This window comes from Acinetobacter haemolyticus CIP 64.3 = MTCC 9819, from assembly GCF_000369065.1.
GTDB classification, from domain to species: domain Bacteria; phylum Pseudomonadota; class Gammaproteobacteria; order Pseudomonadales; family Moraxellaceae; genus Acinetobacter; species Acinetobacter haemolyticus.
Genome location: NZ_KB849810.1, coordinates 1 through 9,834, shown reverse-complemented (window position 1 = coordinate 9,834; position 9,834 = coordinate 1). Strand labels below are relative to the sequence as shown.

The window sequence follows — 9,834 nt, the reverse complement described above, 5'->3', positions numbered from 1 at the left end:
CCGGACATTTCTATTTTGAAGTTACAAGATTGCTTCACATAAGAGATTTTATGTTAAATCACTGATGTTTGATTTTAGAATAATATTATGAATTGCTTTTATCTCTTCCTCTTTTTGAGCTTGAAACTTTCCATAAGTTGAAAAATGTAAATGCTTATAGATTAAAGGTTTTTTTTCATGAAAAACTTTAAGAGTATGTCCTTCTATTTGTTTAGCATCATTCATCCATGAAAATATAGATGTTTTTTTCATTAATTTAAAAACAGCATCAGAGATAAATACAGCTTTAGTGTGTTCTGAAAAAATGGCTTTATGAATGTATTGTAGATGATTTTTATCAAGATCAGAGCTTTTCAAATCATTTCTACCAGTTGTGGGAAGATGAAGAAGCTCGATAAATGAAATACGAGAAGCATCTTTGCAAGAAAGTCTAATTTTTGAAAATTCTTTATGATATTTTCGCCCATCTCCTTTATATCCATCTAATAAAAAAGGATGATGTACATTGTATTTCTGCCAAAATGAAATAGCATCCTCATGATATTCAATGATTTTAGAAAATATTTTTTGTTCTTCAATATTGGGAGCGTAATTGGCATCTAAGCCAATAAATAAAAACTCTGCTTGAGTAGGACAACATCCCTGATAAGGTTTTTGGCGGAAAGCGTGAATTAGTTTTTCACTTGGATGAACGTTATACATATTTTTATCAGTAGACGTAATGCAAAGAATATTAGTTTATCCGATATAGACACCAACATATTAAACCGTCCGATAAGAAAATCGCAAAAGCGCATATTCTAAAAGTGGACATTTTTATTGGTGAGAATATAGACATTTTGAATGGGTTCTAACAGAGAGCTGTAATCTCTCGTTTTTTTGTTCTAAAACTGCTAAAATTCTTATACGCCATTGACGTACTTGCACCCATGTTATTTATTGAAACCAGTATTTTTACCAAGCAAATTAAAGAGCTTGTGAGTGATGAAGAATATCGTCAGCTTCAGCAAGATCTCTTGGTACAGCCCGATAAAGGCGACTTAATCAAGAATGGCGGTGGTATTCGTAAAGTACGTTGTGCTCAAGGTAACAAGGGTAAAAGTGGTGGTATCCGGGTGATCTATTATTGGGTCACAGAGGATGATCAGATCTTTTTCCTGGTGGCTTATCCAAAGTCTGTCAAAGATAATCTGACAGACAAAGAGACCTCGATCCTACGTCAATTAGTGAAGGAGCAATTTCATGGATAACAACTTATTTGATGACCTGGTTGCTTCAATTAAAGAAGCTGGGGCCATCAAACGTAATGAGATAAAGGCAAGCCGCGTGACTGAGCTTGAATTGCCGGATATTAAAGAAGTACGTGAGAAAACTGGCTTAACCCAGGCAGAATTCGCCGCACGTTTGCATATCAGCGCGAGAACCCTACAAAACTGGGAACAAGGCAGACGCTATCCAACAGGGCCAGCAGCAACCTTGATTCGTATTCTAGATGCGCATCCAAGCCTGATTTAAAACTCTAGGCAATAAAAAAACCCCGACATCCTGTCGGGGTTTTTCGTATTTGGTACTAGGGTCAACTCCTGTCATCCCTCGCGTCCTGTCGCTGATCTTATTGTTGTTATGTGGAACATCCTGTTCTCGATGAACTCATCATAGGAAATTGAGCTGAGTATGGCTATTGGCAATTTTCTTGAATGGCTGTACGCCAAAACGTACATGATTTTATCAGGGATTTATCCCGATATTTGTCCGCAGGAAATGGGGATAATTTCAGAAATGAAGGCCTTTAGAAATCAGGAAAAATTGAAATTTTGAGCATTTTTTAACCGATTTTATTGGCAGAATATGACAAAGTTGCTTAAAAAGCAGCCGACATGTGTCTAAGTCGGTTTTCTAACGATTTTTTAGTCATGACTAATTTTTTAAATATTTGAAAAACAATGAATTTTTATAAGTGGTTTCGCATAAGCGCCATTATGTTAAATGGAGTCTTTATGAGAAATTAATAATCTATGTTTATTTGAGATTGAAGTATATTTAAAAAAATTAAGTTGTTTTTTTAAATGCATAACTTCATCTTTTAGTTTTTTGATTTGTTGATCTCTTTCGTCCCGTATAGGGGAATTAATTTCACCAAATTTTTTAACTAACTGGCTATATTCAATCAAGTTATTGTAGTCAAGTTCGAAATCTCCGCTTTTTATATATTTAAGTATAGTCGAGCGAGGTTTTCTATACGCTATAGCAGCATCACTGATCGAAAGTTTTTTTAAAAAATGATGATGTTGACCTAACATATTATTTAACTTAAGGCATTATTAACTTGGTATATATATGTTAATGAAATTAACATATATAAGGTATAAATCTTCAATCATTGTTGGTTGATAATTGAACGTTTACTTTAAACATAACCTACTCTGATAATTTTTCTATTATTAAATCAATACGCTTTTAAGAATTTATATTATTAACATAATACACCTTATGCGCAATGACTGTTTTATTTATTTATAAATTAATAGTTTATCACTAAATGTCTAGCCCAGTCCTATCAGATTGGGCTTTTTACGTGATTTAGATCGTTTCACGCTCATTCCTTAACCATTGTTCCACGGTTTTGATTAGGCATAGTTAATAGTACCTTCACCCATTTGGCAGAAAAAAACGGCTCAGAAAGCCCCTTTTCTTTGGTTCTTCTTCGATATGTTCTGGAATAGGAATACGCTTATTTTCTGTTTGTTCCGGAGTAGTCACTCCGTCATCTTTTAGCGCAGGTTCTGACCGAGGATCTGTTGCTATATCCTGACCAGGTTTCTGATCGGTAAACGTAGTCATATTGGTTTTTGGAGCTTCTAGCAGTCGTTGTATTGCTTCTATTTGATTGTCTTTTGCTGCTAGCTGTTCTCGTTGGAAAACTTCTCGCTCATGTGCAAGTTCTAGCTGTTTTTTCAGTATGTCTACCTGTTGTTTTAGCATGTCTACTTCTGTCTCTTTTTGTACCGCAGTAGACTGTAACGTGGTTACATTATTATTTTTATTCGATGGTTCGCCAAATACTCGTATGGCTTCAGATAAATCTATTTTCCCATCACTATTTTTTGATAAATCTCCTTTATTTATACGCTTATAAATACTTTGTCGATTCATCCCGTAAAGTTGTGATAACTCAATAACAGATAGTGCTTTCATCATGTAACCCAAGTAAAAATCTGTATGCTTGTAGACAATAATTAATCATGTAACGTTACATCAGTCATTTAACGATAGCCAACTTTTTCAAGATAAGGATGTAATTCTTGAAATTTAGCAGGATCTTGAAGCATTTCAGCAATTCTTATTGCAAACTGTTGATAGCTTTCAGTGCCCTGAGAGTATTTCCCCATTTCAGGTAATTCTGAAAGCTTGTTAGCAAATAGGTAGCGTTGAGCATCTGTTATGCTGGAAAAAATATCTAATGTGTTGGGATCTTTCTTACGTTCTATTGCTTTGTTCTGATTTCTTTTTTGTTTGAAGCTAAAAGAGAATCCAGAAATAGAGCGGCCTTCTTTATGTTGTTCAACTTTAACGATGATATCTGTATGTTCATTTATCTGTTTGACTGCTGATTCAAGTACACGTCGTTTAAATGTATCTAGTCTTGGGTAATCATCTGAAGTTAAGCCAAGCTTCGAACGAAAGTCAGAAACTTCAAATATAGGAGTCTTACCGACTTCACGCCATGCTATAAGCAACTCATAGAGTCGAATGGCATATTTTCCTGTTAATTGGGTAACTTGTTTTAACTGATAACTTGTAAATTGTTTTTCTAAACGTGTAATTAAGGGTACTACATCCATTGTAAAAGTAACCTCTAAGGTTGCAGCATCATCAATATAAGAAATATTTTGAACCCATCGAGAAATTACTTTCTTTGATTTTCCTGTTTTTTCATCAATTGTTTGATAGCTAAACTGTCTACCAAAAAGGTTGGTAACTGCTGTTTTTAGGGCTTTGTAGGCAGCATGCTTATTAACATTAAATCTGCTCATATAGTCACTGGCATGGATCCGTAGCCTAGTGTTTGCATCAATCCCTGTTCTTGTTTCTCTTGCTTGTAAGATAGCCAGTAGAATTAACCGTTGTTCTACGGTATCCAAATTATAACTCGCATTAATTAAAGCGTTATCTTTTACTATTAATTCACTGGTAGGCATTTGCTACACCTTTATTATACATGGTGTTATTACACCATCATTAATAAACGGTGTAAATAGGTGACTTTTTGGTGTTGTATAGGTGACTTTTTGGTGTTGTATAGGTGACTTTCTGGTGTTGTATAGGTGACTTTCTGGTGTTGTATATCCCTTGTATATACTATAAATAAAGGCTTTCAGCATGTCTAAAAGCATTAAAAATTATTAAAAATTATTAAAAACTCTGTCTGGTCAAAATTGCCCTTGGTTTTCGCTTCGCTCAAACTCTATTGAATCTCGCTTTCGCTCGATTCGAGGGGCAATTTTTTGGCTCTTTTCGTTGTGAATTTGAGAAGAAAAAGCAAAGGCAAGAGCAAAAGCAACTCGGAATTCGCTTCGCTCATAGAGCTTTATGCTCGCTTCGCTCGGTCTAGGCTCTAATTTCAGCATCTAAATTTCACTTTTTTAGGTTTATAAACCTAAAAAGCAGTTTTTCAGAGGGTTGAGACGCAAATTTTAGTAGTTCGCTCGTAGACACTCGCTCTATTCATTTCTATCTTGATCAGAAATCCTCTTTATTTAGCTCTTATTTTCGATTTTTAGCCTGATTTCTAGTTTGATAGTGTTCTTTATGGTTTAGATGAAAAAGTGGCTTAAATCGCATTTGAATGAGTTTTAGCACCTGTATGGTTTTCTTGTACCCGATTTTTAATTTGCTATCTGGATCTCAGTAAGTGAACTCTCCTTGAGCCAAGCACTATCTTTTATGTCAGTTAAGTCAATTTAGTTGGTTGGGTGTCGGTACATACCGACATTTTTTGGTTCACACACCACGCATCTAAAGATGACAACCTTCAAACCTTGATTAGACAAGGCATTCCTTTATTTTCTATAGTGAAGAATCTTGTTCAAAAAATTGAGCTAAAATCAAAGTAAGTTATTGTTTTAAATTAATAATTTAATGTTCAGTGGTTTGTTCAAAAAAACAGGTGTTTTTTGTAGTTAAGCTTTTGATAAATATGGTAAATAATTTGTTCAAGCAAATGTTCACAAAAACCACTTGAAAGTGACATTAAGTAACTGAAAAATATTAAAATATAGAGTGAACATTTATTTTTTTATTTTAGAGAATTAAGTTCTCAAGGGGGATATGTCAAAACGGTCAATTAAGGTTCTTTGATTTGATAATTATTTTCGACAAAAGTTCTTAAAGATAGCAATTTTTAACATTGATCCGCTGAAATTTATTTATAAAGGAATAAGCTTTTAACGGATAAATAATGATGAATAAAGAGATTGTGAGTGATGCCAATGTCGTGAAATTTCCACGGCCATGTGCCTTCTGTGAATCAACGGAACATGTACAACTTTTTGCTGGTCTGATGCTGTGTAGGAGTTGTCAGGAAAACATCAAAATTACCAATCCTGGTCTGTTTGCTACCAATGATCAGATTGAACAAAAAGCCCAGGATTAACCTGGGCTGCGCATAAGAGATTTTATGTTAAATAGAAAGACTTTGGTCTATGAATATAAAAATAGTTTCCTGGTAAATAATTAATTATAATCTGTTGAAATAAAATAAATTTTGGAAGTTATTATGATTAAAGAAATAGTAGTATTCGCAAATTCTGTTAAACATGGAAATTCATGTGTGGCAGGAAAATGTACTAGAACAGGAGAGTGGATTCGCCCAGTGAGTAATAATGAGGGAGCTGAAATCCCAGTTGCACAAACTAAAAAAATTAATCGCCGAGATAATGATTCAGAATGGGGGTTGAAAGTTCTAAATAAAATTAAAGTAGATCTATCTCACCATGCGCCATTAAACCATCAAACAGAGAACTATGTAATTAATAAAACTCCATGGACTGATGAGTTTTTCATAAAAAAAGAAGAGGTTACAAAATATCTTGATTCACCCCAAGATCTTTGGGGTGAAGGTGATAGAGTATCTCATGATGATATAAAAGATAATCAACTAATCAAAAATTCACTCTATTTAGTGCAAGTTCATCAATTAGAATTATTTAAAGATCAAAATGATAAAAGAAGAGCAAAGTTTTCTTATGGGGGAGTAGATTATAATCTAGCTGTTACTGGTCGAGAATTTGATTTTCATTTTAAACAGAACAGTACATTTTTGAGAAATGCTATAATTTGTGTAAGTCTTGGGGAAAACTTTAATGGTCATTGCTACAAATTGGTTGCTGCAATTATTTCTTAGTTAACAGGTTGTTATGGCTATATATACTATTGGTTTTACCAAAAAGAATGCTGAAAATTTTTTTACTTTGCTTAAAAATAATCAAGTGAAAAAAGTCATTGATGTCAGATTAAATAATGTTTCTCAACTTGCAGGTTTTGCTAAAAGAGACGATTTAATATTTTTTTTACGTGAAATGTGTAATTGTGAGTATGAACATATACCCGATTTAGCGCCCACAGAAGAAATTTTAAAACCTTATAAAAAGGGTGAAATTGTCTGGGCTCAGTACGAAGAAAAATTTATGACATTAATGGCTCAAAGGAATATTGAAAAGCATATCAATCTTTTGCAATTTGAAGACGGTTGCTTGCTCTGTAGTGAGCATTTACCCCATCAATGTCATCGTCGATTGGTTATTGAATATTTAAAGAAACACAATAGTGGACAACATATTACAGTGGATCTTTATTAATTATGAATCACCTTCTAGTTCTTTTACCTGAAGAGTTTAACTGTTATACCAAATTAGAAAGAAAGTTAGATCGGATCAGTAGTAGTCTAATGAACTTTAAGATTACTACTAATAGTTCGAATGAGTTGCTAAAGTTTTATCAAGAGCATAATAGAGATTGCATTGAAGTCTCTTATCTTCCAGATTGGAAAAATGTAGAGTTTACACATGCTGTAATTTTTAAAGACGATGAGATTTTTAATGATGATGAGGAATATATTAAATTATTAAATATTCCTCTAAGAGTTATCCAAATAAAAATTACTAGAGTTATTAATATAGATACCGAGATGCAGTATAAATCTATTAAAAAAAATGATGTATATGAATATATCGGTCGTGGATCTCCTTGGGGAAATCCATACTCTATGACTACTCATGATGAGGAAGATAGGAAAAATGTTATCCATTCTTTTAAATATGACTTTGATAGAGATATTTTATTGAAAGCAAAAAAAAGTGATGTATACAAATTAGCTGGGAAAAGATTAGGGTGCTTTTGTAAGCCATTTGATTGTCATGGTGATGTTTTGGCTAATTTTTTAAATAGTTGGGATGATGGGGAATAAAGAATTATTTATTTTTCCGAAAATTAACATAATGGGCGTTATACGAAACGCATATAAAAATAGTTTTATATTTCAAAAAGTTATGCTATAAAAAAATTGGGACGCAAACCCGAAAAGCCGACTTGGAAACAAGTCGGCTTTTTTATGTTCGATTCTGTAAGCTTTTGCCAATAAAAAATGGAACAACTTTGCAAAATTTACAATTTTGTATTAACATTTTTATATTAACAAAAAGCGATGCAACTATGGAAATTGAGTTTTCATGGGATGAGCATAAAGCAGAAATAAACCTTAAAAAGCATGGTGTAGCTTTTGAAGATGCGACATTGGTTTTTTACGATGCTCATGCCTTATATAAACAGGATCGCTTTGAAAATGGTGAATATCGTTGGCAAGCGATAGGTATGGTACATGGGCAAGCTGTTTTATTGGTGGCCCACACAGTACAAGACCATAATGGGATGGATCATATCCGCATTATTTCGGCACGACAGGCAGAGAAAAAAGAGAGGAAACAGTATGAGCAAAACCGTTACTTACAAAATGGATTTGAATAATCCTCCTGTTTTGTCTGAAGAACAAAAGACAAGACTTGAAGCCCTGGCTAAACGACCAGACAGTGAAATAGACTTTTCAGATATTCCTGAACTTGATGAAAGTTTTTGGAAAAATGCAGTGCAAAATCCATTTTACAAGCCGACTAAACAAGTAACTACGGTTCGCATCGATGCAGATGTCATGCAGTGGCTAAAAGCCCAAGGCAAAGGCTATCAAACACGAATGAATAAAATTTTACGGGATGCCATGCTAAAAGAATTAAAAAATCATCAATAAAAATGGGAGCTTAGGCTCCCATTTTTGACTGCGTATAAGGTGTATTATGTTAATTTTAGATTTACTAAAACTATTTTTTGAGAACTAGGCTGTTATGGGAACTGTAAAGCTCAAATCTTCTGATGAAGTTTTTCAATTAAAAATTAGTCTGCTAGGTAGTGATCCTGAAATCTGGAGAACTATTCAAATTTCATCGGCAGCTACTTTATCTAGGCTCCATAAGGCAATTCAATCTGCTTTTGATTGGGAAGATAGCCATTTACATGAATTCACGACTATTAAGCATGAAAAGATCAATAAAAGACAAAAATTGAAAGAAGTTCTACGTGTAGGTAAAAAAATTATATATACATATGATTTTGGCGATTGTTGGGAACATTTGATTACTGTAGAAAGCAGACAATCTCCTGATTTAAATAAAAAATATCCATGTTGTATAGATGGTCAAAATCATGCTCCATTTGAAGATATTGGAGGAATTTTTGGATATCTTGATATTTTAGATGCATTACAAGACCCCAAACATCCAAGATATGACGATTACATGCAAATTATCGAGGATGAAATAGGAGAGATAGAGTTTGATCCGACCTACTTTAATTCACATGATATTAAGTTTTAAACCTGATTTAACATAAGGGCTGTTATACGAATTCCCAAGGCATGGCTTTTAGTCATGCTTTTTTTATCAAAAGAGTATAGCTGAATGATAGCGAGCCAAATCGCATACAATATCTATTATTAGACTTAATGTAATAATTAAATGATAGTGTTATCATTAATCTAATAGAATTAAGATTAAATGATAGAAATGAATACACGTATTTATCTACGAGCTTCAACTAAAGATCAAGATGCAGAAAGGGCTTTGCAGATTCTTCAGGATCTAAACCAAAACTTGAATTTGGGTGAAACCATTGTGTACGTAGAAAACTATAGTGGTACGAAGTTAGACCGACCTGAATTGAATAAGCTACTGTCAGAAGCAAATCAAGGTGACACCTTGTTAGTTGAAAGTATTGACCGCTTATCACGCCTAACCCAACGAGATTTTCAAGAGCTGAAGCGCAGGATCCAGGAGAAGGGACTTCGTTTAGTCGTAGCAGATCTTCCTACTACCTACCAAATGATTCAAACCAGTGACAGCATTACTCATTCAATCCTGGAACTCATCAACAATATGTTGATTGATCTCCTGGCAACAATGGCTCGCCTAGACAATGAGAAACGTATAGAACGTATTAAGCAGGGCCTGGCACGTTCAGGTTACAAGCCAACAGGTAAGAAAGCCAATGAGGCTAAGCACAAACGAATAAAAGAATTGCTAGCAGCTGGCAATATGACTAAGGAAGAAATTGCCAAAGCAGTGAATTGTGGAGTTGCAACTGTCTATCGAGTTGCTAAAGTTATCTAAAAGCGGACATTTTTACTTTGGAGAAACCGGACATTTCTATTTTGAAGTTACAAGATTGCTTCACATAAGAGATTTTATGTTAAATCACTGATGTTTGATTTTAGAATAATATTATGAATTG

General features: G+C 33.7%; 14 protein-coding genes. 10 read left to right on the top strand and 4 right to left on the bottom strand.

Translation table 11 applies throughout. The annotated features are described in order from the left end of the window. Positions 1-48: 48 nt before the first annotated feature. Entirely contained in the window at positions 49-702 is a 654-nt protein-coding gene (locus F927_RS14070; RefSeq protein WP_005086345.1) for a hypothetical protein, read from the bottom strand. Between the two features lie 227 nt (positions 703-929). Here F927_RS14070 and F927_RS14065 point away from each other — a divergent pair, with 227 nt between their 5' ends. Both F927_RS14065 and nadS read left to right on the top strand, forming a co-directional pair. Further along, complete coding sequence (locus tag F927_RS14065) at positions 930-1,250, top strand: type II toxin-antitoxin system RelE/ParE family toxin (RefSeq protein ID WP_000897309.1); 321 nt, start codon at positions 930-932, stop codon at positions 1,248-1,250. Continuing rightward, positions 1,243-1,515 carry a NadS family protein gene (gene nadS, locus F927_RS14060; RefSeq protein WP_005086343.1) on the top strand — a complete coding sequence of 91 codons (273 nt, stop codon included), beginning with the start codon at positions 1,243-1,245 and terminating at the stop codon, positions 1,513-1,515. The genes F927_RS14065 and nadS overlap by 8 nt, the downstream gene beginning before the upstream one ends. Positions 1,516-1,982: 467 nt before the next feature. Here nadS and F927_RS14055 read toward each other — a convergent pair whose 3' ends face one another. From F927_RS14055 to repM, 3 genes are all read right to left on the bottom strand, one after another. After that, complete coding sequence (locus F927_RS14055) at positions 1,983-2,300, bottom strand: hypothetical protein (protein WP_005086342.1); 318 nt, start codon at positions 2,298-2,300, stop codon at positions 1,983-1,985. Positions 2,301-2,649: 349 nt separating this feature from the next. Beyond that, a complete protein-coding gene (locus F927_RS14050) occupies positions 2,650-3,195 on the bottom strand; it encodes a plasmid replication DNA-binding protein (protein WP_017394741.1) in 546 nt (181 codons plus the stop codon). 68 nt (positions 3,196-3,263) lie between these two features. Then, the gene (gene repM / locus F927_RS14045) at positions 3,264-4,199 is read right to left on the bottom strand and encodes a replication initiation protein RepM (protein WP_005086339.1); all 936 of its coding nucleotides are present in this window, start codon (positions 4,197-4,199) and stop codon (positions 3,264-3,266) included. A 1,259-nt stretch (positions 4,200-5,458) separates the two neighbouring features. On the opposite strand from repM, the gene F927_RS14035 reads away from it, so the two are divergent. From F927_RS14035 to F927_RS14000, 8 genes are all read left to right on the top strand, one after another. After that, positions 5,459-5,653, top strand: a complete 195-nt coding sequence (locus tag F927_RS14035; RefSeq protein WP_005086337.1) for a hypothetical protein — start codon at positions 5,459-5,461, stop codon at positions 5,651-5,653. Positions 5,654-5,776: 123 nt separating this feature from the next. After that, a complete protein-coding gene (locus F927_RS14030; RefSeq protein WP_005086335.1) occupies positions 5,777-6,403 on the top strand; it encodes a dual OB domain-containing protein in 627 nt (208 codons plus the stop codon). A gap of 13 nt (positions 6,404-6,416) precedes the next feature. Continuing rightward, positions 6,417-6,857 carry a DUF488 domain-containing protein gene (locus F927_RS14025; RefSeq protein ID WP_005086332.1) on the top strand — a complete coding sequence of 147 codons (441 nt, stop codon included), beginning with the start codon at positions 6,417-6,419 and terminating at the stop codon, positions 6,855-6,857. A gap of 2 nt (positions 6,858-6,859) precedes the next feature. Continuing rightward, the gene (locus F927_RS14020; RefSeq protein WP_005086330.1) at positions 6,860-7,465 is read left to right on the top strand and encodes a DUF4326 domain-containing protein; all 606 of its coding nucleotides are present in this window, start codon (positions 6,860-6,862) and stop codon (positions 7,463-7,465) included. A gap of 245 nt (positions 7,466-7,710) precedes the next feature. Further along, complete coding sequence (locus tag F927_RS14015; RefSeq protein WP_005086328.1) at positions 7,711-8,022, top strand: BrnT family toxin; 312 nt, start codon at positions 7,711-7,713, stop codon at positions 8,020-8,022. After that, positions 7,985-8,299, top strand: a complete 315-nt coding sequence (locus tag F927_RS14010) for a BrnA antitoxin family protein (protein ID WP_005086327.1) — start codon at positions 7,985-7,987, stop codon at positions 8,297-8,299. Before F927_RS14015 ends, F927_RS14010 begins: the two co-directional genes overlap by 38 nt. 94 nt (positions 8,300-8,393) lie before the next feature. After that, on the top strand, positions 8,394-8,921 hold the full coding sequence (locus tag F927_RS14005) for a plasmid pRiA4b ORF-3 family protein (protein WP_000537572.1): 528 nt from the start codon (positions 8,394-8,396) through the stop codon (positions 8,919-8,921). Between the two features lie 180 nt (positions 8,922-9,101). After that, on the top strand, positions 9,102-9,713 hold the full coding sequence (locus F927_RS14000) for a recombinase family protein (RefSeq protein ID WP_004740252.1): 612 nt from the start codon (positions 9,102-9,104) through the stop codon (positions 9,711-9,713). The last annotated feature ends 121 nt before the right edge of the window (positions 9,714-9,834 follow it).

Excerpts from the sequence above, each read along its gene's own strand:
- nadS (WP_005086343.1), top strand. The coding sequence starts at position 1,243 with ATGGATAACAACTTATTTGATGACCTGGTTGCTTCAATTAAAGAAGCT.
- F927_RS14025 (WP_005086332.1), top strand. The coding sequence starts at position 6,417 with ATGGCTATATATACTATTGGTTTTACCAAAAAGAATGCTGAAAATTTT.
- F927_RS14000 (WP_004740252.1), top strand. The coding sequence starts at position 9,102 with ATGATAGAAATGAATACACGTATTTATCTACGAGCTTCAACTAAAGAT.
- F927_RS14055 (WP_005086342.1), bottom strand. The coding sequence starts at position 2,300 with ATGTTAGGTCAACATCATCATTTTTTAAAAAAACTTTCGATCAGTGAT.
- F927_RS14020 (WP_005086330.1), top strand. The coding sequence starts at position 6,860 with ATGAATCACCTTCTAGTTCTTTTACCTGAAGAGTTTAACTGTTATACC.
- F927_RS14065 (WP_000897309.1), top strand. The coding sequence starts at position 930 with ATGTTATTTATTGAAACCAGTATTTTTACCAAGCAAATTAAAGAGCTT.
- F927_RS14030 (WP_005086335.1), top strand. The coding sequence starts at position 5,777 with ATGATTAAAGAAATAGTAGTATTCGCAAATTCTGTTAAACATGGAAAT.
- repM (WP_005086339.1), bottom strand. The coding sequence starts at position 4,199 with ATGCCTACCAGTGAATTAATAGTAAAAGATAACGCTTTAATTAATGCG.
- F927_RS14010 (WP_005086327.1), top strand. The coding sequence starts at position 7,985 with ATGAGCAAAACCGTTACTTACAAAATGGATTTGAATAATCCTCCTGTT.
- F927_RS14070 (WP_005086345.1), bottom strand. The coding sequence starts at position 702 with ATGTATAACGTTCATCCAAGTGAAAAACTAATTCACGCTTTCCGCCAA.
- F927_RS14035 (WP_005086337.1), top strand. The coding sequence starts at position 5,459 with ATGATGAATAAAGAGATTGTGAGTGATGCCAATGTCGTGAAATTTCCA.
- F927_RS14005 (WP_000537572.1), top strand. The coding sequence starts at position 8,394 with ATGGGAACTGTAAAGCTCAAATCTTCTGATGAAGTTTTTCAATTAAAA.
- F927_RS14050 (WP_017394741.1), bottom strand. The coding sequence starts at position 3,195 with ATGAAAGCACTATCTGTTATTGAGTTATCACAACTTTACGGGATGAAT.
- F927_RS14015 (WP_005086328.1), top strand. The coding sequence starts at position 7,711 with ATGGAAATTGAGTTTTCATGGGATGAGCATAAAGCAGAAATAAACCTT.